Annotated in this window: 19 protein-coding genes; 2 read left to right on the top strand and 17 right to left on the bottom strand. The window is 36.8% G+C overall.

What is annotated here, in order from left to right:
• From ABZC96_RS02005 to htpG, 11 genes are all read right to left on the bottom strand, one after another.
• Positions 1-1,476 (bottom strand): hypothetical protein (locus tag ABZC96_RS02005; protein WP_373028716.1); only part of this gene is annotated, 1,476 nt, incomplete at its 3' end.
• A 375-nt stretch (positions 1,477-1,851) separates the two neighbouring features.
• Entirely contained in the window at positions 1,852-3,984 is a 2,133-nt protein-coding gene (locus ABZC96_RS02000; RefSeq protein WP_373028715.1) for a polyribonucleotide nucleotidyltransferase, read from the bottom strand.
• 77 nt (positions 3,985-4,061) lie between these two features.
• The gene (locus ABZC96_RS01995) at positions 4,062-4,748 is read right to left on the bottom strand and encodes a phosphoribosyltransferase (protein ID WP_373028714.1); all 687 of its coding nucleotides are present in this window, start codon (positions 4,746-4,748) and stop codon (positions 4,062-4,064) included.
• Positions 4,726-4,998, bottom strand: coding sequence for a DnaJ domain-containing protein (locus ABZC96_RS01990; RefSeq protein ID WP_373028713.1), 273 nt, complete (start codon positions 4,996-4,998; stop codon positions 4,726-4,728). Before ABZC96_RS01990 ends, ABZC96_RS01995 begins: the two co-directional genes overlap by 23 nt.
• Positions 4,995-7,097, bottom strand: a complete 2,103-nt coding sequence (locus tag ABZC96_RS01985) for an LPS-assembly protein LptD (protein WP_373028712.1) — start codon at positions 7,095-7,097, stop codon at positions 4,995-4,997. The genes ABZC96_RS01990 and ABZC96_RS01985 overlap by 4 nt, the downstream gene beginning before the upstream one ends.
• Complete coding sequence (locus tag ABZC96_RS01980) at positions 7,090-7,545, bottom strand: RDD family protein (RefSeq protein WP_373028711.1); 456 nt, start codon at positions 7,543-7,545, stop codon at positions 7,090-7,092. Before ABZC96_RS01980 ends, ABZC96_RS01985 begins: the two co-directional genes overlap by 8 nt.
• A 9-nt stretch (positions 7,546-7,554) precedes the next feature.
• Positions 7,555-8,823 carry a phosphoribosylamine--glycine ligase gene (gene purD, locus ABZC96_RS01975; protein WP_373028709.1) on the bottom strand — a complete coding sequence of 423 codons (1,269 nt, stop codon included), beginning with the start codon at positions 8,821-8,823 and terminating at the stop codon, positions 7,555-7,557.
• Positions 8,824-9,180: 357 nt separating this feature from the next.
• Positions 9,181-9,846 carry a uroporphyrinogen-III synthase gene (locus ABZC96_RS01970; RefSeq protein WP_373028708.1) on the bottom strand — a complete coding sequence of 222 codons (666 nt, stop codon included), beginning with the start codon at positions 9,844-9,846 and terminating at the stop codon, positions 9,181-9,183.
• Positions 9,846-10,787, bottom strand: a complete 942-nt coding sequence (locus tag ABZC96_RS01965; protein WP_373028707.1) for a cation diffusion facilitator family transporter — start codon at positions 10,785-10,787, stop codon at positions 9,846-9,848. Before ABZC96_RS01965 ends, ABZC96_RS01970 begins: the two co-directional genes overlap by 1 nt.
• A 2-nt stretch (positions 10,788-10,789) precedes the next feature.
• Entirely contained in the window at positions 10,790-11,443 is a 654-nt protein-coding gene (locus ABZC96_RS01960; RefSeq protein ID WP_373028705.1) for a hypothetical protein, read from the bottom strand.
• 98 nt (positions 11,444-11,541) lie between these two features.
• Positions 11,542-13,404 (bottom strand): molecular chaperone HtpG, encoded by a 1,863-nt coding sequence (htpG, locus tag ABZC96_RS01955; RefSeq protein WP_373028704.1) that lies wholly within the window; start codon positions 13,402-13,404, stop codon positions 11,542-11,544.
• A 142-nt stretch (positions 13,405-13,546) separates the two neighbouring features.
• Between htpG and ABZC96_RS01950 the strand changes: the two genes are divergently transcribed.
• Positions 13,547-14,038, top strand: coding sequence for a histidine phosphatase family protein (locus tag ABZC96_RS01950; RefSeq protein WP_373028702.1), 492 nt, complete (start codon positions 13,547-13,549; stop codon positions 14,036-14,038).
• 3 nt (positions 14,039-14,041) lie between these two features.
• On the opposite strand, the gene ABZC96_RS01945 is transcribed toward ABZC96_RS01950, so the two are convergent.
• The 6 genes from ABZC96_RS01945 to ABZC96_RS01920 all read right to left on the bottom strand — a co-directional run bounded on the left by ABZC96_RS01945 (position 14,042) and on the right by ABZC96_RS01920 (position 20,857).
• Positions 14,042-14,644, bottom strand: a complete 603-nt coding sequence (locus tag ABZC96_RS01945) for a transglutaminase domain-containing protein (RefSeq protein WP_373028701.1) — start codon at positions 14,642-14,644, stop codon at positions 14,042-14,044.
• Between the two features lie 33 nt (positions 14,645-14,677).
• Entirely contained in the window at positions 14,678-15,853 is a 1,176-nt protein-coding gene (locus ABZC96_RS01940) for a hypothetical protein (RefSeq protein ID WP_373028700.1), read from the bottom strand.
• Between the two features lie 357 nt (positions 15,854-16,210).
• The gene (guaA, locus tag ABZC96_RS01935; protein WP_373028699.1) at positions 16,211-17,749 is read right to left on the bottom strand and encodes a glutamine-hydrolyzing GMP synthase; all 1,539 of its coding nucleotides are present in this window, start codon (positions 17,747-17,749) and stop codon (positions 16,211-16,213) included.
• 112 nt (positions 17,750-17,861) lie between these two features.
• Positions 17,862-19,208: a sodium:proton antiporter NhaD gene (nhaD, locus tag ABZC96_RS01930; RefSeq protein ID WP_373028698.1), complete on the bottom strand. Its 1,347-nt coding sequence runs from the start codon at positions 19,206-19,208 to the stop codon at positions 17,862-17,864.
• 45 nt (positions 19,209-19,253) lie between these two features.
• Complete coding sequence (gene nadB, locus ABZC96_RS01925; protein ID WP_373028696.1) at positions 19,254-20,708, bottom strand: L-aspartate oxidase; 1,455 nt, start codon at positions 20,706-20,708, stop codon at positions 19,254-19,256.
• A 2-nt stretch (positions 20,709-20,710) separates the two neighbouring features.
• A complete protein-coding gene (locus ABZC96_RS01920; protein WP_373028718.1) occupies positions 20,711-20,857 on the bottom strand; it encodes a hypothetical protein in 147 nt (48 codons plus the stop codon).
• On the opposite strand from ABZC96_RS01920, the gene ABZC96_RS01915 reads away from it, so the two are divergent.
• Positions 20,843-21,240: hypothetical protein (locus ABZC96_RS01915; RefSeq protein WP_373028717.1), on the top strand; the 398-nt coding region annotated here is incomplete at its 3' end. The genes ABZC96_RS01920 and ABZC96_RS01915 overlap by 15 nt on opposite strands.

Here is a 21,240-nt window from a genome sequence, read left to right as displayed (position 1 = left end):
TGCAGAAGAAGAAAGAGAAACACTCAATATGCCACTATTTGTACCAGTACCGCCAAATGTTTTTAAAGAAGCTATATCACTTAATGATCCAGTACTACTCGTTGCAGGTTCAGCATAGATCGTTTTAGTGAATGTCACACTACCACTGTCTGTTAATAAATCAGATGTCCAATTTACATCATCAGTTGTTTTAGTTCCTTCAGAATAACCATCAAATGTACCGCTACCCGGTGAGACGACTGAATAACTCAAATTAGTTCCTGAAATCCACTCATTATCTTTCATTGTGGCATTTTCATCTAGATTTTCTCCTGTACCCTGCACAAATGCCGTTGCAGTTGCCACTTTTACACCTGTATAATTAATATCCGCATAATCTGGATCAATATAAGTAGCAACAGCTTCATCATTTAGATTGATACCTTGTGATTCTAAGATCGTAAAACTATTGGTACATACTATTTGATTACCAACGTTTGCTTGCAGTGTAAAAATTGGACAAGTGTGTGTTGCAAGTTCTGTAGTACCACTATAAAGTGTATCTACTACGCTTATGTTTATATCACGATGCGCTGTGTTGGATGCCTGGATAATTGTAGTTACATCGACATTACCTGCCGGGGTTACTTCACCCTTTGTCCAACTTACGGTAATATTGACATCTTTTTGAAGGTCTAATTCATTTCCACTACAAGTGTTATCTATACTGATACTTGCAGGGGAAGAAGTTTTAGAAACCGTCCAGGTTCGACTACCACCCTGTGTAGCTGACATTGTTTTGCTAAATGTAGTTGATTCAACATCCGGTACAGGAATTGTTTGATCACCGACATTTACACTGGATGCTACACTGATCAAACGACTTTGAAGTGAAGAACCGCTATAAAAGCTTGAACCGATCGCAAGTCTCATATTGTAGACTGCAACACAGAGTAAGTCATTAGGATAACCCTCTACAGTAACTTGACGATAAATTTCGCTCTCATCTGGAGAAATAATTAACTCTTGTACTGACAATGAACCAATATTTTCACAAGCTTCCCAATTCGCTTCAGGTGTTGAATGGTAATCTAATGTAAGTTCGGTAATATAATCCCATCCGACCAGATCGGGGTCATTCGCATCTTTGTAATCCCCACCAACCTGAAAAGTAAAATCCTGAGCACTCCCTGTGGTATTTGTAAAAGTAATTCGATGCGGTACCATATCGAGTTCAGACCAGTATTTTAAATTACCATCTGTATAAAAATCAGGTTCACAAAAATACATTTTAAAATCTTCATGTTCAGGATGGATATCCGGCACTATCTCAAAATGATATCCATTGCCTGCAGTAGACTTACATCCTTCCAGATCAAGTTTAAGTACACCGGCTTCTACAACCGTTGCAGTAAACAACAGTAGTGTACCAAAGACCACATTTCCTACTCTTTTCCGAAATTTTTCAAACCAACTATATTCATCAACTAACTTCATTTTAAATCCTTATCGAACTATTGAAACTATATTGAAAAAGGGTATACAGACTTTTTGTAGTAACTTAACCCTCTCCCGCCTCTTTTAATAATTAATATCAAACAGTTTAGATTAATCTGGCTATCTATAGAAAGATGCGTAGCTTTCCGTACTATCTTTAACAAATAGTTTAGCCTTATTTTTAGTATACACAAAAAAAGCAAAAATTACAATATAATTATTTATTATATATAAAAATTATATATACTATAATATTCTCTTAAAGAAAATTGTAAATGATTTTATAAAAAATGTAGAAATATGTCAGAATATCGCAGGAAGATGAACCTTCTTCACTTTCTCCTCAAAAGAAGAAATGAAGAAGAAAGAAGAAAATTACGCTAAAAACTCCGGAGTAGCCAATTCAACTTTTTTGCCTTTTTGCTCCATCACAACAACAGTGATAGTATCGCCTTCACTGTATCTTTCTGAAAGATTGTTGACACGTTCTTTGGCGACTTTTGAAATGTGAAGTAATGCATCAAAACCATCTGGCATCTCTACAAAAAGTCCGAAGTCCACTATCTTCTTCACTTTGCCTTCGTAGCTTTCACCTACTTTATACTCCATCTGTTTCTTTACAGGAGATGAAGCGATACCTTCTATGTGGGCTTTTGCCTCTGCTACCTTTTCTTTATCTCCACCTGAAAGTTTCACACCGCCTACATCACGGTCAAGATCAACAGAAACTTCAAACTTCTCGATGATTTCGCGAATCGTTGCACCAGCTTTTCCAATGATATCTACTATCTTGCTTGGATGTACCGTAAAATGTTCAGTACTTGGAAGCGCTGTACTTGAAACGATGTTTTTCTCAGCTTCTTCCATAATTCCAAGAATGTGGTTTTTACCCTGGCTTGCTTTTTGTAGAGCATCTCTCAGTACAGCTAAGTCTATACCACCCAGTTTCATGTCCATTTGAAGTGCTGTGATACCCTGTGCAGTACCGGCCACTTTAAAGTCCATATCTCCATCATGGTCTTCAAGTCCCATAATATCTGTAAGTACTGCATACTTGCCACCCTCACTTACAAGACCCATTGCTATACCTGCTACAAGTGCCGTTGTATTTACCTCAGCAGCACGTAATGCTAATGCACCCCCACAAATAGTAGCCATAGAAGAAGAACCGTTACTCTCTAAAATCTCAGAGACCATACGGATACTTCCATCATAGTTTAAATCCAAAGAAGGCTCTAAAGCTCTTTTTCCTAAATTACCATGTCCAAGTTCTCTTCTGCCCGGAGCACCAATGTATTTTGCTTCTCCCACAGAGTAGCCTGGAAAATTATAATGCACCATAAAGTTCTCTGAGAGAGAATTTTTCTCAGTAATAAGCTCATACATTTGCGCGTCTTTTTTATCGCCAAGTGTCACCGTAACAAGTGCTTGTGTTTGACCACGGGTGAAAAGACATGAACCATGGACAGAAGGCAGCAGGTTTGTCTCAATACTAATAGGTCTTACCTCATCAAGTGCTCTACCATCTGCACGAATATTTTTATCTAAGATCATCGATCTTACAACCGTTTTTTTATAACGCTCAAGTACTTTGGAGACAAGTTCCTTATCTGCTTCTTTATCTTCAGCCTCTAACGCTTCCATAATTTTTGTACGCACCTTTTTAAGTTCTGTAGAACGCTCACTCTTTGCCATATGAGAGATAGCTTTTTCAACATCTTCTGCATAATTGTTTTCAATCATTGCATAAAGTGATTCATCTACTTTATCCTCAGCTAATGGCAGATCTAAAGCTTCCCTTACCATAGGTGTAAAAGCATCCGTATAAGCTACTGTTGCTGCATCAATAGCATCTGCTGCCATTGCGATAACATCTACCAGTGCTGACTCATTAAACTCATTGGCACTTTGACCCGCTTCATTTTCAGTAGCAAGTGTACGCATCTCTATCATTACCACATCTTTACCTGAACCCACAACCAAAAGGTCAAGTTCACTTTGGGCTTGTTGTGTAAGTGTCGGGTTGATAACGATATCGTCTCCAACTGTACCTACTCTTACTGCAGCAATACTGGTAGTCACTGGAATATCTGAAACAAAAAGTGCTGCATTTGCCGCATGTAAAGCCGCCACCTGCATATCAACCTCTGAATCTGCACTTACTACCATCACTGTAATCGTTACAGGATAATGGAACCCTGTAGGAAATAATGGACGTAAAGAACGGTCAACAATACGAGATGTCAGTGTTTCAAAATCACCAGGCTTCGTCTCCCTCTTGATGAAACCACCAGGAATCTTTGCTGCAGCATAAGACTTTTCCATATACTGAACAGTTAAAGGAAGAAAATCTTCGTCCACTGCTTTTTCATCTACAGCAACTGCAGCTATAAGTACAGCTTTACCTTGTCTGTACATTACGGCACCACTTGCTTGTTTCGCAATTTTATTAAATTCGTATTTTTCTTCGAGACTGTTTATATTTATCTCTATCATTTGTTCTTTCATTCGTTTATCTTTCCTTATTATCTGTTTAGTGCGTTAACTACACTCTGCTTTAAATATTTCTCATCATAAAAATATATTTAGTCTTCTTCTCTAGTTTTTACTTCTTGATTATTTATTATGGACGATATCTCTTCAAAATCTAATCTTTCAAAATCTTTGTAATAGTATTCTATCGAAATATAGTCTTGTATCTTATGAGGACAGAATACTCCATCACAGACTGTAAGTAAATTTTGATATACACCTTTGTCTAAAATAGGTGTTGCAATATAGATGTTTTTGGCACCTCTTGCGATGACTGACTTAAGTGCAACCATCATAGTGAGTCCTGTTTCTATACACTCGTCAGCTAAAACGACATACTTCCCTTGAAGAGAGATCAGGTCCCTACCTTTTCGGTATTTATATACATAAGAGAGTACTTCTTCTTCATACTTTCTGTGCGCCTCGCCATACACATAGTCTTCATTGATCTCAAACGCATCAATAAGTGCTTTATGCATCACCATCTCTTCTGTTTCTGAAACCATCGCTATAACCAACTCAGGGTTATTAGGTGCCAAAATAGGCTCTGTCAGTAGGATATCCATCTGTGCATGGATAGCCTTGGATATCTGGTCTGCAAAATAAACCCCTCCTTCACTTACACCTATCACTACAGTTTCATTTTTTGAAAGCAGCTCTATAGGAAGTGTCTCTATCAACTGTTTTGAGGCATCTTCTCTATCTTCAAAATACGCATTAGGGTTTGAATCGCTGGGCATAATCCGCTCCTGGGAATTGTTTAGAAATTTCTTCTTCATCAAAAGTATAACGAAACTCTTCTATATACTTCATCAATAATCTATAAGCATGATTTAACTGTTCCATCTTTTCAACATCACCTCCTAGATCAGGGTGATTCTTTTTAGCCAAGAAATGGTATTGTTTTTTTATATCTGCTCTACTGATCAGCTTAGGTAAACTTAATACCTCTAACGCTTTTTCTATCTCCTCTTTAGGACTGATGATCATTCGTTTGTATCTCCAGTACCCACTCCTCCAAAAGGAATAAAGTTTAACTGTACATAAAAAGAAGTATCTGTGGTAAACCCTGTAGGTCTTGGTGTGATCTCTTCTCTAACAGAAGCAGAAACACTCCAGCAGTCACGATGATAACTTCCCCCAAATCTCCACTGGTTATTTGAGGCATCATCCACATCATAAGTAAAACCACCATTCAATGTAATCTTTTCATTGAGTGTGTATCCAAAAGTCAAACTCAGATCATTAGCATTAATATCATCATCTGCAATATGAAGAGGTACATCAGGCAAAATTTGTTTATAGGTATGTCCTACACTCAACTGATAATCTTGTTCATTCAATGCAATACTACTTGATGATTCACGTATTTTACCATACTCATGAGAGTAGGTCACATTATTATAAAAGCTCCATTGATTCCAATTATATTGCATCTCATTACTTATATCAGCAAGTTCATAACTTCTGTCCAAATAATACCTTTGTGTAAGCCTTTGAAAAAATTTCAGTTTCATGCTCTCATCATAAAAATATTGACTTAAACTAAAAGCATAATGTTCTTCAGGTAATCCCACAGCAAAAAGTTCCTTTTGCTCATCACTTAATGAAGAAAACTCTACAGGAGATTGGTATTCAGTTCCTGGTTTAATATAAGTTAAAGAGGGTTGTAGTACATGAATAAAGTCATCATACTTCTTTGTTAAATCTGTAAAAAGTTTTACTTTATGTATAGTGCTATAGTACTCAAAATCATCGTAGAGGTAATCTCCATTACCAAAAAAGAATTTACTATAATAAATCTCTTCACCTAAAGAGAGATTTAAAAAATCATCAAAAAATGATGTGGTAAATTCTAATGGTATTTTAAGTTCTGCCTGACGGAGTGTCGTACCTTCTTTTCTATAAAGATTGTTGATACGGAGATCTGTGCTATAGGTAAGATTATCCCATATAAAATGACTTAGATATTTATGTAATTGTACAGAAGGAAGTATCTGAAGTGTTTCATCATCATTCACTCCTTCTCTTGTATCTATAAAATATTTGGCATTAAGTCCTGCATAATAGTCATTATTATATGCAAAATAATTCACTCTTGATTCCTGTAAAGGGACCAATCCAAAATGTTCCAGCTTACTTTGTTGTAAATTAAGATAATCAATGTCATTAAGATAGGTAGTATTGATATATAAACCATCTGTAAAACCTTGCGGTAATATATCGGTAAATACTTTGGAAGATTCATAATTAAATTCAATCCCATAGTGACTGTCATTAAGGAGATAGTTATCTTCTATATAAGCTGTCTTATCCTTGAAATACCCTACCCTTAATTCTCCAGACGAATACTCTGAATCGACAAAACGTAATGTACTATACATCCCTACACTTCTTGAAGTTCTGATCTGAGGATTAAACTCCATATCCATACTTGGGGAAATAGCCCAGTATATGGGTTGTTCATAAAGAAACCCTTCATTTGATGTATATCCAAAGCCAGGGAATAAGAGACCTGAAGTTCTAGTTCTATTGGTTGAAAATGCTAAATAAGGTGTGTAGAACATAGGGATATCCCACAAATACACTTTTGCACCATAGATCTTCATATACTGTGCATCACTATCATAGGTAGAACGTGAAAAAACCATTTTCCATAAAGGATCTGTGATCTCACAGCTTGAAAGTACAGATGTGCCTAAAGTATAATTTGCCTCTTTTTTATGTGCATCGTCTGAAAAAATCCAAACATCATTTTCACTTACAAGAAAAAGTTCATCAAAAGTAACCTCTTTTTTGTCAGTATGAATTTCAATATGGTTACTATGAACTTTACTTCCTTCGTATCCAAGCATTTGAATTTTACCATCAAGCACAAGTACTTTAGTGGTTTTATCAAAGTGTGCAGAAGATGCTTTGATCACAGAGTCTTCATAATATACGACGACATTGTCTGTTGCTCTAACTATATTTTCTGTAGCGTCAACATGTTTTGCCGTGATCTCAATTTTACTTTTATCTGCTGCAGCAGGCAATATCTGCATAGCCACTATCATAGATAAAAGGAAAAAGGATATATTTTTAGTCATTAACAACTACGCAGCTAGAGACTTTATCATGAAGCGTTTGTTTCAGTGGAACAAAGAATGCCATAAGGAAACCTAAATAAAATAGTATTTCACTTGGAATTCTCATTGAAGCACGTAACAATGACTTTAGAAAACCAGGAGTATTTCCTGTTTCTAAGTCTATCACTTTTATCTTCATTAGATACTTGCCTAAAGTCATTCCGTTTTGCCATATCAAAACAGTATGATAGATGAGTTTTATGGAGAGTACCACCAAAAGATTTTGCGAAATAAAAGCATTGACACTCTCAAGTGCTGCTTCATCTACCACTGTAATATTTGAAAAAACTGCAGAAAACTGATCATAAAAAATAATAATAAAAAACAGCGTAATTACAATATCATCTATCACAAAAGAGGCGATTCTTTTTTGATTATTTGCAATAGATAATGAGAGAGATTCAGACATCCCTACTTCCTAGAGTGCCTGATATGCAATGTCTGTTCGACACTGCTTACCTGCGAAGTGCACTTGACCTACCAGCATATAGGCACGTTGCTGTGCCTCCCTAATACTATCACCCACACCCACACATACAAGTACTCTTCCACCTGTAGCATAAAGTTTTCCATCTTCCCCACGCGTAACACCTGCATAAGATATATGTGCATTTTCACTTACATCTTCATGGTAAATATCATCAACGATGATCTCTGCAGGAGGTGTACTTTTATACGGGTAATCTTTACTTGCCATCACAACACCAACCGCATATTTGTCATAAAACTCTATCTTTGCATTTTTAAGATCACCCGTTGCTGCCTTATAGAACAGTTCAGAAGCAGGAGACTTCAGTAAAGGCATCAGTTCTTCACACTCAGGATCACCGAAACGTACATTATATTCGAGTATGATAGGCTCACCTTTAACCACCATAACACCGATAAAAAGCACACCTGTAAACGGCATACCTTCAGCTTCCATACCCTTAAGCGTTGGCTCGATAACTCTCTCATTCAACTTACGATAAATTTCATCATTTACAAGTGGAGTCGGTGCATATGCCCCCATACCGCCTGTATTTGGCCCTTCATCATTATTGAGTAGTCTTTTGTGATCTTGTGCGGCAGGTAAAACCACATAATCTTTCCCATCACAGATGGCAAATACAGAAAGCTCATAGCCATCTAAAAACTCTTCAACAACGATACTTGTTCCAGCATCACCAAATGAGTTACCTGAGAGCATTTCACCCGCAGCTTTTTTTGCTTCATCGTGACTTTGAGCGATAATGACACCTTTCCCACCACAAAGTCCGTCTGCTTTCACCACGATCGGTGCATCAAGTGTCATAATAAAATCATACGCATCCTGAAGTGAATCAGTCTCAATGTACTTCGCCGTAGGGACATTGTGACGGGCAAGAAAGTTTTTCATAAAGATTTTAGAACCTTCAAGTTGTGCTGCCTTTGCTGTAGGTCCAAAAATAGTAAGTCCTCTGGCTTCAAATACATCTACAACCCCATCAACCAATGGACCTTCTGGACCAACGATAGTAAGATCAACATCATTTGATTCTACAAAATCAGCGAGTTTTGAAAAATCACTGATGTCTAAGTTCTCACCCAATTCATCAGTAGCTCCGTTACCCGGCGCAAAATAGATCTTTTCTACATTCTCATCTTTAGTTAATGCCAAACCGATAGAATATTCTCTACCACCAGCACCTATTATCAATACGTTCATTTAAAATTCTCCGAAAGTTAATCCCTAAAAAGGGAAGATTAAGTAGTGGTGTTAATTGTGCGTAGAGGGTTTTAAAAAAGACTTGCAGGCGAACTTCCAAGTTCGTCAATGGTCTTTTTTAAAAGCCTATGCGTGCAAGAAACGCCGCTAATAATGGCCCGGGTGAGCGTTCTGCTTAAAGTCGGCCCTATATAGCCAACGGTGCAGGAGAGAGTCTCTCTTTAGGGGATGTTTTCTCGTCGACCAAGTCAAACTCAAACGAAAACTTCCACACACTAAGAGACTACATGTCCCACTAAGATTAATGTTGGACCCCAAATACAGTAGTCGCATCACCTAGGTTAAATTTATTATAACCTATTTGGAGTTAGAAGTGAGTAAAAGTTGCTTTGCTTTTTTGATACATGAATCTATAAGTGGAGTATCTGCTACCACATAACTTGCATGCACAGGTAAATGTATTTTCGTGGCCTCACCTATCACAACTGCCGTATAACTTTCATCCCATTCAAAATTTTTCAAAAAACAGTGAATGGTCGAAGGTGAGGTAAAAATAATAATAGCTTTCTTGACCGGTTTCTCTTTTTTCTCATAGTTGATACAAAATGTCTCATAAATAATTTGTTCATTAATCTCTAGACCTGCTTTTGCTAGAAAGTTTTTTGAATCAAAAGAGACTTCTTTGGGCCGTAGGTATAAAATCTTTTTATCTTTAAATTGCGTGATAATATCTTGACTTAATGTTTCTCCATAAAATAATTTGGGTTGATAGATCACTTTTCCATCCAAAGATTCTATCTCTTTAGCCGTAGCTGAACCTATAGCCAAACAGGGATATTTTTTCCATTCAGGATTTAATACTTCTGCACTCTTGACCGCTTGTTTGGAAGTGAACATAAGTGTGTCACATCTTGAAAAATCGATCGTTGAGGGTAGCAGTGAGAAACGGATCATAGGAAGATGTATCGTTCCTTCTTTGGGCAAAGGAGATAAAAGATAAATCATACCATCCGTGTTAGACATTATTTCTCTTTTTTTACTCTAGCTAAATGCTTACCATGAAGCATCGCAATATTCATATGTTCATCATCATAAGGATCAAAGTGTGGTGTGATGATCCAATTTTTCTTTGTATCAAGTAAAAAAATCTGATCTTCTACCTGATCAGCAATGCGATGTGCTTCAAGCAGTAACATATTGGGACGTAAGACCATATGAAATTCTACAAAGTTCGTACTACCATCCGTACGTGTCTTAAGCCAATGGTAACTTGTCACTTCAGGATGATTTGAAACAATTTCACCGATCTTTGCTACCATGTCTCCATCTAGGGCACGGTCTAAAAGTATCTCTATACCCTCTTGTATTATTTCATATGCAGAGTAAATGATATAAAGACCTATACCTAAACCAAATACTGCATCAATCGCATCCATACCTGTCATATATACCAGCCCTAAGGCTACAAGAACAGCGGCATTACTCCATAGGTCCGTCTTATAATGCAAAGCATCCGCTTTAATGACTAGATTGTCTGTCTCTTTTGCCACTTTCAAGAGATAATTCACTAAAAGATAGGTTACAATAATTGAAAATACCATTGCCAAAATAGAGGGGGTAAGTAATGTAGTGACAGTTCCCTTGTTTAATTTTTTAATGGCTTCATAAATAATATAAATACCGGAAATTGTAATAATGGTTCCCTCTATCACCGCAGCAATCGCCTGGACTTTTGCTTTACCATAATGATACTCTTCATCAGGGTGTTCTTCTGATTTTTTAATAGCAAAAAAGTTAAAGGCAGAAACCAACATATCAAGAAGTGAGTCTATAGCGGAAGCGAGTACAGCCACTGAACCACTTGCTACTCCCAGAATTAATTTTACGATCACCAAAAGTGTTGCAACTGAACTTGATACAAGTGTTGCCCGTTTTTGTGGTGACATTTTCATCTTTTCATTCATACTTATAATCCTCTTTTTTCTTTTATCATTGTCATACCATTAAATGTCAATACCCCTAATGATACTATAAAATAGAGTATAAGGAGTATCCATAATCCACGACTTACTACTTCCAAGAAAGGGAAGAAAAGTGTAATACGATATAGTATACCTAGCAAGACTGTATATTTAACCATATTATGGAAATGCATATAGAACTTAACAATCGTTACTTCACTACAATTTCCACATCTGTTCTCAATTGCTTTTTGCTGATACTTGTCTAAAAATGCATAGACAAACTTCAATACATAGCGTGACAAAGTAATGATCACTGTTATACGAATGATAACAAAAAGTGCTTCTAACCAAAACCCTTCTGGTATCTTAGTCCATAGTTCAAAGAGCAGTGCCTTAAGACTCATTCCCTCCGAGAGATAATAGATACCAAAAGTAGCCATACTGATAAGTCCAATCCATAACAATACTTTCAGTGCAAAAAACAGATATTTTTTCGCCCTGTCTATTTTAGTCTTGTTTTTTTCATAAGAAGCAGTATTTTTCATCAAGCCAAAGGCAAAATGGTAATGTAACTTAAGCATCATATAGACAACTATAACAGCCAAAAGAAGTAATCCAAAGACAATGATCTCTTCGTATAAATTTGGAATATCCATATTTGATTGGCCTAGTAGTTAAGTGAAAAATGATTTTAGCATAAGTTAGGTTCAAATAGTACGGGTAATATATCCCGTACTATAATATAAAGAAGGAATTAGAGTGCTTTTGTCGCCAAAGAAGCAATCCTTTGTGCAAATGCACCTTTATCTTTAGGCTCAAGACCCTCAGAAAGTTTCGCAGAATCTAAAAGTATCCATGAGAGGTCATCAAAAAGCGCTTTGTCTTCAAGGTTGTCCAGCTTCTTGATCATCTCATGGTCAGGATTGATCTCTAAAATAAGAGGTATCTCTGGCATCTCTTGTCCCATTTGAGCAAACATTGCAGCCATGCCAGCCATAGGATCTGAACTGTCTTTAAGTACACATGATGGACTTGAAGTTAATCTTGTAGAAGTTTTAACTTCTTTAACCTCTTCGCCTAACACTTCTTTGATCTTATCCGTAAGAGATTTAAACTCTTTGGATATCTCTTCTTTCTCTTCTTCACTCTTAGAGTCTGGAGCTTCAATCGTTGTGATGTCTTTTAGACTCCACTCCTTATATGATCCTATCATAGGAGTCACTATAGTGTCGACCTCTTTATCATCCATAATGAGCACTTCAATGTTTGCCTTTTTATAGGCTTCTAGTAAAGGAGAATTTCTAAGTACTTTTTCATTATCACCCACGATATAATAGATCTCCTTTTTCTCAGAATCTCCACGGCTTATATAATCTTCAAATGATACAAGTCCTTCTTCTGTTGAACTCTTATACTTCACTAACTCCAGAAGTAATTCTTTGTTTGTATGATCTACATAAACTCCTTCTTTCATCACTCTATTGTACTGAGCAGTAAAAGTCTCTGCATCTTCACCACTTAATTTTTTAATGGCCTGGAGTATCTTTTTCGTGGAGTTCTGCTTAATATTTGCCAAAATTCTGTTCTCTTGAAGTAATTCACGAGACACATTCAACGGTAGATCTTCAGAATCTATAATACCCTTTATAAAACGTAAATACGGTGGCAGTAACTCTTTGTTATCATCTGTAATAAAAACACGTTTTACATACAATTTTACACCGGCTTCATAATCTGCTCTGTACATATCCATCGGTGCAGTTTTAGGGATATAGAAAAGTGTAGTAAATTCGTTTGAACCTTCTACTTTATTATGCAAGTGTAGCAATGGTTCGTTATCACCATGAGAAATGGTTTTATAGAACTCTACATAATCTTCTTTTTTCAATTCAGACTTAGAGAGTGTCCATAGTGCAGTAGCTGCATTGATCTGCTCTGATTTGTTGACCATTTTAGTTGTTTTTTCATCACCTTCACCCTCTGTCTCTTCTTCGGAGTAATTCAACATGATCGGATATGCAATGTGGTTAGAATATTTCTTCACTACCTCCTGAACTCTCCACTTGTCTAAAAACTCTTTTTCATCGTCTTTGAGCTTAATGTAGATAATCGTTCCATGTTCTTCTTTAGTCACAGGTTTTACTTCATATTCACCTGTACCGTCCGTACTGAACATATAAGCTTGCTCTTCCCCTGCTTTTTTTGAGATCACATCTACTTTGTCTGCTACCATGAATACTGAGTAGAATCCAACCCCAAACTGACCGATGAGATTTGAGTCTTTTTTCGCATCACCTGTAAGATTTTCCATAAAAGCTTTTGTACCAGACTTTGCAATGGTCCCTAAATGATCCATCAAGTCTGCTTCATTCATTCCTATACCATTATCACCAATAGTAAGCGAGTTATCCTCTTTATCTAATTTGATGAAAACTTTTCCAGACCACTCATCTGTTTTAAATTTTTCATCTGTAAGTGAAAGATAGTTAAATTTATCTAACGCATCACTAGAGTTTGAAACGAGTTCTCGTATAAATATCTCTTTATTTGAGTAAAGAGAGTGTGTCATGAGCTTAAGCAATTGCCCGATCTCCGTTTGAAACTGATGTTTTGCCATTGTGTTTCTCCTATAGTGTATTAATTTTGTGGGATTATAATATATTTTGGTAAATATTACAAGTTTTTTTGAAAGAAAGTTTAGTGATATTGACTAAAGTATGAATATTTAAAAATGTTTATATTCTTGCTATAATGTATATATGAAAAATGTATATTTAATTAGACATGCAAAATCAGACTGGAATGATGAAAGTCAAAGTGATTTTGAAAGAGGTCTTAACAAAAGAGGTCAAAAAGCTATCTTAACTATGGCCAATGCACTTAAAGAGAGGAGAGTAATACCAGACCTCATACTCTCCAGTTCAGCTAAACGAGCAAAACTCACAGCCAAAGGTTTAGCCAAAGAGATAGAATACAGTGGAAAAATCACATACATAGATGCCCTCTATATGGCAGAACCTATAGATGTAATTTCCATTATACAAGAGATAAAAGACAAATATGATAATGTATTTATCGTCGGACATAATCCCGAAACAACTGAATTAACAGACCAGATGTTAGATGACTACATTGAGAATGTACCTACTTTAGGTATCGTCGCTTTGGAACTTCCTATCAAGCATTGGAAGGAATTCAAACCCGAAAAAGTAAAATTAAACTTTTTTATTTACCCTAAAATGTATACATAAGATTTATTCTTTCCACTCTAGATTTTCTATAGAAAGTTTTTCATTTGAAAATGGCTCAACAATCACATCAATGTCTTCTAGATCATAATGTAAAGGAAACCCTATTCTAGAGTTTTTCGCAGTACTCTCTAAAATATAGTACTTCTTACCATTGACCCACAGTCCTTTTCTATTAGCTAGATCTTTATCCTCTATGGAAGTAATAATAAAAATGTGCTTCGGTACCAAAACAAAATAGGCTTCTATATCCAGAGCATATAACATAGAGATCAGTAGATTACTCTTGTCATCACAATCTCCAAAGTTTTGTTGAATTGTTTTTTGTGCTGAATACTGTTGAAAGGTGGTTGTATGGTAAGGGATATTGGTTACAAAGTCTAACAAAGCTTGTACTTTACAGGGTGCATCGGAACAATACTCTGTCAATGTAAATGCCTTATCTTGTATCTCTTTGGAAGTAGTCACATAAGATCTATATATTCCATCGGATGTACCAACATGTGTTTTATCTACGATATCCATAGCTTTAATGGTACCGTAAATAAAAGCGATGAAAAAGATCGTGATGATAAGAAGAGAAAGATTTTTTTTACTTTCACTGGTCATACTAAGCCTATCGGATGCTCTTTCTTGTTCCTTTTAAAGAGGTTCACAACCATATTTTTGACGCTCTGTTAAAAGCTCTGAATATCTTTTCTCTATATCTCTTAATATTTTCTTTTTATTATTACTCACTGTAAAGCCCGGTGAAGGTAATGCACTTGCTTTTTCTTCCAAATGGAACGCACTGGTATTTTTCACCATATTCGTAAACACAGACAGCTCTATAAGGTCTTCACCTAAAGCATAACATTTCTCAGAAGAGAAAGTAGTGTTCTGCAAAACTGTCCTTTTATCATCTATTTGAGCAGTGTCTTTAATCACAGATGTTTCAACATTAGGTGATTGACGCTCTGCTGTCACTTTTTTCTCTTGTTTCTCTACAGGTTTTACTAACTGTTCACTGTCATTCTTTGAGATGCTTGGGCTTACTGGAACGACTGCTGCACTCTCTTCTACCGCAACTATATTACTACTGCTTATCTTCGCCATAGACTCATCTAATTTTACAGGTTCATGATCTAAAACTGATGATACATCAGATGAAATCGTTGCTACATTTGCAACTTTTATCAGATCTGTATTTATTGTGTTTTTACAATTGTATGTTTGATGCTCAGCTGACAGTTCTGCACGTTTTTTCTCTGCATCCCTTAACATTTTCTTTTTATTATTGCTCGCCGTGATCCCTGGTATCAGTATTGCTGAAGCTTTTTCTTCTAAATGGAAAGCACTAGTATTATGTACCATCGTCGTGAATTCATCCAGTTTCATTAGTTTTCTATTGATAGCATCACACGAATCAGACGATAAAGCAGGTTTAATTGCCACTGCTACTTTATCATCCGTTTGAGCAGTAGTGACTGGGATAGGAGTTTCACAACCATGTTTTTGACGCTCAGCTGATAGTTCTGCACGTTTTTTCTCTGCATCCCTTAACATTTTCTTTTTGTTATTACTCGCCGTGATCCCTGGTACGATCAGTGCTGAAGCTTTTTCTTCTAGATGGAAAGCACTTGTATTGTTTACCATCATCGTAAATGCATCCAGTTTCATTAGTTTTTCATCGATACCAGAACATGTATCAGACGAGAAAGCAGGAGTAACTACAGCAGCAATTTTATCAGTAATTTTATCAATAATTTCATCACTGCTGGCGATAGAAAATGATGACATGGCAATAGAAAATAGCGTGATTAGAAGTGTTTGTTTCATAAGTGATTCCTTTAAAAAATATTATAGCAGAAGCACCTCAAATAAACATGATGGTATATGTCTGTAAATTACTGCAAACGTTTTTGGGTAACTTCATCAGGTTCGATCTCACATAAAAGTGTATCTTGTCCACAATGTCGACACGTTGTTCTTATAGTAAATATATACCAGCCATTCTTATCTTTTAGCAGTGACTCTCCACACTTAGGACAACGTATACGACTCCATATAATAGAAAAAATAAATATAGGTATAAAATAAAAAAGTCTGTCGTAAAACACTGCCAATATTACTAAAGTTCCAACTACAAGGAATAAAAAAATATATTTGTAATAAGAAGGGATACACATAACCTTTCTACTCCCACTCGATCGTCGCAGGAGGCTTAGAACTTATATCATAAACTACTCTATTGATCCCATCAATTTCATTAATGATTCGTCTACTCATACCTTCAAGTACATCATGTGGGACATGTGCAAAAGTAGCAGTCATTCCGTCAACTGATTCAACCATGCGGATACATACCGTGTTGTCATAGGTACGGTTGTCACCCATCACACCTACAGATTGTACATTAAGCAGTACAGTAAATGCCTGCCATACTTTGTCATAATAACCTGTAGCTTTAAGTTCTTCTTGCATAATGGCATCTGACTCTCTAATCAGATGTAGACCTTCTTCTGTCACTGCACCCATAGTTCTAATAGCAAGACCAGGTCCAGGGAACGGGTGTCTGCCTATCATATGTTTAGGTAGTCCAAGTTCAAGCCCCAGTTTTCTAACCTCATCTTTGAAGATCTCTCGGAGAGGTTCTACCAGTTCAAATGTCATCCAATCCGGAAGTCCACCTACATTATGGTGAGATTTAATCGTTTTAGACGGCCCTTTTACTGAAACCGACTCAATAACATCTGTATAGAGAGTTCCCTGTGCAAGAAAACTTACATCTGTATGTTTCTTTGCTTCCTTATCAAAAACTTCAATGAACTTCTCACCGATAGCTTTTCTTTTAGTCTCTGGATCACTTACACCTGCAAGTGCTTCCATAAACTCTTTTTTCGCATCAATGGTGATAAGTGGTATATCTAAAAGTTTAAACATATCTTGCACTTGCTCTGCTTCATCTTTACGAAGAAGTCCCTGATCCACAAATACGCAGATAAGTTGTTCTTTTGGTAATGCTTCGTTAAGCATAGCAGCGACAACTGAAGAGTCTACTCCACCACTTACACCGCAAAGCACTTTTTTGTCACCGACCTGTGCTTTGATCGTAGCTATTTTTTCCTTGGCAAAACTTCCCATATTCCATGTACTGTCACAACCACAGATATGTTTAGCAAAGTTTTTCAACATTACTGTACCCTCTACAGAGTGGTGTACCTCTGGATGAAACTGAAATGCATAGATGTTTTTACTCTCATTTGCTATGGCAGCATATGGAGAATTTTCACTCGTTCCTACTACTTCAAATCCATCAGGGATACTCTCAGCTCTATCTCCATGGCTCATCCATACGATAGAGTCATCAGAAATACCTTTAAAAATGTTAGAATCATTTTCTATTTTCAGTTTTGCTTTACCGTATTCATGATGGTCTGCGGCTACAACGCTTCCACCAAAATGTTGCGTGATAAGTTGCATACCGTAACATATACCTAAGATCGGTAATCCTAGATCCCAGACACCTTCATCCGGCTTATATGCATCTTCGGCATAGACAGAAGCTGGACCGCCTGAAAAAATAATACCTTGTGGTTTTCTGGCTTTAATATCTTCAATACTCTCGCGGTATGGTACTACTTCTGTATATACACCACTTTCTCTTAGTTTTCTAGCGATAAGTTGTGTGTATTGTGATCCAAAATCCAATACGAGTATAGGTACTTGTTTCATGGTGTTTCCTTCTATTTGTATGGTTAAATCTTTAAAATAAAAACTTAACTATAAAAATACGATTACATTTCCCTAGGCTTAACTCAGGGAAATGTAACTCTCAGTATTTGTCTTACGCACCGATACCTAAAATTTGAAACTGCAGATACCAAACTGCAACAGATACGATGTAACCTACCAGTACTGTCCAAGCAAGTTTCATATGTGATGAAAATGTATAGATACCGTGAAGTTTACCCATGACACCTACACCTGCAGCTGAACCAAATGAGATAAGTGAACCACCCACACCTGCTGTAAGTGTTACAAGCATCCATTGTGAATGTGCACCTGCTCCCATGTCTGGACTTGATTTAAGTACTGCTGACATAACCGGTACGTTATCCACGATAGCTGAAAGGAATCCTACTCCAATATTCACCGTTGTAGCTCCATATTGAGCATAAAGGGCAGTAAAGTACTCTAAGAAACCTAAGAAGTGAAGTCCACCGACCGCAGCCAAAATACCAAAGAAGAAAAGGAGTGTATCATTTTCAATTTTAGCAATAAATGAGAAGACATTTACCGTAGGACAAACAATGCCCTCGCTATCATATCTTACTTCTCTGCTCATTCTATAGATATAGAGTTTTAATACAGCCAAACCGAACATCATACCCCACATTGCAGGAAGATGCAGTACTTGGTGTGAGATAACAGCAGATGCAATAGTAAAAGCAAAAAGTCCCATGATCACTTTACCACCCGCTGAAATTTCCACCTTTTTCTCTTCTGCTGCAAAAGGAGGTGTCCCGCTTGGTACAAAACGACTCAAAAGCAATGCAGTAACATACCATCCCAATACAGATGCAGGGAAAAGATAAAGAAAATCAACAAAAGCCCCTTTGCCATCAACCCATACCATCAATGTAGTAATATCACCAAATGGAGACCAAGCACCACCGGCATTAGCCGCAACGACGATGTTGATCGCTGAAGGTACGATAAACGCTTTATTCGTTTTATCAATCGTGATCAATACGGTTGAAAGAATAAGTGCAGTCGTAAGGTTATCTGCAATAGGTGAGATGAAGAAAGCTAAAAGACCTGTAATCCAGAACAATTTTTTATAGTCATAGCCTTTCGATACAAGGTTGTAACGCAATGCTGAAAATACATTTCTATCGATCATCGCTTCAATGTACGTCATCGCAACAAAGAGAAAGAAGAAGATCCCTGCAATTTCAAAGAGAAGTATTTCTATTTCATGATGTAAATGTTTACCATCTAAACCATTCATAGCATAATAAACACCAATAAGCATAAAAATAAGTGTCCCTGCAAAAAGTGCCGGTTTTGCCTTGTTTATATGATATTTATCTTCCGCTGCAATAAAATAATATCCTATGACAAATATCACAAGTGAAGCGATCCCCACCCATGTTGTTGTCAAATCTGTGTGCAATATCTCTGTTGTCATCAATACTTCTCCTAATTCTTTAGTGTGCCATATTTCTCTATGCATTTAATTGATAGATTCCATATAGTGTGAGCCTAAAGACTCTTTTCTAGCAAGTGCAGCATCTACGATGGCAGACGCTGTGTTTAGCCTAAGTTTTAGCAATCTTCCTATCTCTTTATTCTTCATATCATAAATGAGATTTTTCGCTTCATGCAAGCCTTTTGTTGTCCGGATAATCCCTATATCATTCCACATCACTTGACGTAGTTTTTGTTTATAGATTTTATCGTTTTCTTTGTGCAGAATATTACCGTAATCTTTCTCAAATTTAGGTGTTTGAATCACTTTATGCTCTTTAGCAAGAAGGTGGTCTACTGCACGTTTGGCAAAGACCACTCCCTCAAGCAGTGAATTTGATGCAAGTCGGTTTGCTCCATGGACACCTGTTCTAGCTGCTTCTCCTATGACATACAGTCCTTCCATACCGTCTATACAGCCATTTGTATCACATTTTATACCCCCATTAGAGTAGTGAAATGCAGGTGAAATAGCAATCTTATCTTTCGGAAACTTATAACCAAGTGCACCAAAAGTATGTGTAATATTAGGGAAACGATGTTGAAACCATTCGTCTTCGAACATAGAAAAATCAAGGTAAGCTTTTTGTCCAGTTTTTCGTTTATGATTGAAGATACCACGAGCCACAATATCTCGACTTGCCAATTCTCCTCTCTCATCATAATCAAACAAGAAACGTCTTCCCTCTTCATCAACTACATGCGCACCCTCTCCTCTCAGTGCTTCAGTAAGTAACAGTTTTCTCGCATAAGGGGTATCAACAAATACAGTGGGGTGAAACTGCATAAATTCCATGTCGGCAAGTTCTATACCTTTTTCAACGCAGATACCATGAATATCTGCACTGACGGTACGAGAGTTTGTATTATATGCATAGAGAGAGCCTATACCTCCGGATGCGATGATCACATCATCTGCATAGATAGTTGTTGGTTCATAATTTACGGTCGCTTTTACACCAAAACATCTACCATCCTCGATAAGCAGATCATACACCAAAGTATTTTTTTGAAGTTGATGTTTATTTTTCACCATCATGAAATAGTGCATATATCTTCCAGTGGCATCCCCCCCTGCGTGAATGATCCTTTCTACAGAGTGTGCCGCCTCTTTCGTATACAAAAGATTTCCGGAGTCATCTGTATCAAACTCCATCCCTCTAGAAATGATATCAGGAGTGGTTTCAAGTGAAGTACGAGAAAGAATCTCCACAGCTTCTTTATTATTATGATACGAACCTGCAGCCATAGTATCTTCAACATGAAGAGGTATATCAGCTTCATTCAAGGCTGTTGTCATACCGCCCTGGGCATAAAAGGTATTACACTCCCAAGGGATATCTTTACATACAACTAAGACTTTTTTACTCTCAGGCAACTGCATGGCTGCATATAGCCCTGCAATACCGGCACCTATAATAAGTACATCATACTTCTGCATATTTAACCTTCTGTCTTAATGCTTGTGTTGTTCTCGGCACTATCTTCTACATAGACGGGATTTGTTTTATAGCCGCACCCTGTCAAGATGATACAGCAAAGTGATGTTATAATCGCTTTATGAAAAAAGCCAATATGATTTTGTCTCATTTATCTTCTCAACCTCAGTTTAAATCATTAAAACGACAAGAGTGTTACCAAAAGTATATCAATCTTCTTAGTCCCAAATGGCAAAAAGCTGTTGCCTTTGTTTACATCAAAGATGAAACACTCTTCATAGCAGTCACACATCCCGGTTTTAAAATGGAGCTTAATTATAATAGAGATTTATTAAAAAGCCTATTAACCCAGCTTAACAGACACGATGAAGCCTGCAAAATGATGAAAGCTGAAAAAGTTGTTGTTTTTCACAGTAAATATCATGCTATGCCTCAGGAAAAAACATCTTATGTGAGTGTACCCCACTATCATGAACGCGCCAAAGGTGATTTTGAAACACCTTCAGATGAAGACCTGAAAGAAAAATTTGAACG

Origin of the sequence: Sulfurovum sp. (genome assembly GCF_041551015.1) — a bacterium.
Lineage (GTDB): Bacteria > Campylobacterota > Campylobacteria > Campylobacterales > Sulfurovaceae > Sulfurovum.
Note: the sequence above shows the minus strand (reverse complement) of the source record. Positions and strands in the feature narration are given on the sequence as shown.

Bases quoted from the DNA above. Each gene is read 5' to 3' on its own strand.
- ABZC96_RS02000 (WP_373028715.1), bottom strand. From the start codon at position 3,984: ATGAAAGAACAAATGATAGAGATAAATATAAACAGTCTCGAAGAAAAA.
- ABZC96_RS01995 (WP_373028714.1), bottom strand. From the start codon at position 4,748: ATGCCCAGCGATTCAAACCCTAATGCGTATTTTGAAGATAGAGAAGAT.
- ABZC96_RS01990 (WP_373028713.1), bottom strand. From the start codon at position 4,998: ATGATCATCAGTCCTAAAGAGGAGATAGAAAAAGCGTTAGAGGTATTA.
- ABZC96_RS01985 (WP_373028712.1), bottom strand. From the start codon at position 7,097: ATGACTAAAAATATATCCTTTTTCCTTTTATCTATGATAGTGGCTATG.
- ABZC96_RS01980 (WP_373028711.1), bottom strand. From the start codon at position 7,545: ATGTCTGAATCTCTCTCATTATCTATTGCAAATAATCAAAAAAGAATC.
- purD (WP_373028709.1), bottom strand. From the start codon at position 8,823: ATGAACGTATTGATAATAGGTGCTGGTGGTAGAGAATATTCTATCGGT.
- ABZC96_RS01970 (WP_373028708.1), bottom strand. From the start codon at position 9,846: ATGTCTAACACGGATGGTATGATTTATCTTTTATCTCCTTTGCCCAAA.
- ABZC96_RS01965 (WP_373028707.1), bottom strand. From the start codon at position 10,787: ATGAATGAAAAGATGAAAATGTCACCACAAAAACGGGCAACACTTGTA.
- ABZC96_RS01960 (WP_373028705.1), bottom strand. From the start codon at position 11,443: ATGGATATTCCAAATTTATACGAAGAGATCATTGTCTTTGGATTACTT.
- htpG (WP_373028704.1), bottom strand. From the start codon at position 13,404: ATGGCAAAACATCAGTTTCAAACGGAGATCGGGCAATTGCTTAAGCTC.
- ABZC96_RS01950 (WP_373028702.1), top strand. From the start codon at position 13,547: ATGAAAAATGTATATTTAATTAGACATGCAAAATCAGACTGGAATGAT.
- ABZC96_RS01945 (WP_373028701.1), bottom strand. From the start codon at position 14,644: ATGACCAGTGAAAGTAAAAAAAATCTTTCTCTTCTTATCATCACGATC.
- ABZC96_RS01940 (WP_373028700.1), bottom strand. From the start codon at position 15,853: ATGAAACAAACACTTCTAATCACGCTATTTTCTATTGCCATGTCATCA.
- guaA (WP_373028699.1), bottom strand. From the start codon at position 17,749: ATGAAACAAGTACCTATACTCGTATTGGATTTTGGATCACAATACACA.
- nhaD (WP_373028698.1), bottom strand. From the start codon at position 19,208: ATGACAACAGAGATATTGCACACAGATTTGACAACAACATGGGTGGGG.
- nadB (WP_373028696.1), bottom strand. From the start codon at position 20,708: ATGCAGAAGTATGATGTACTTATTATAGGTGCCGGTATTGCAGGGCTA.
- ABZC96_RS01920 (WP_373028718.1), bottom strand. From the start codon at position 20,857: ATGAGACAAAATCATATTGGCTTTTTTCATAAAGCGATTATAACATCA.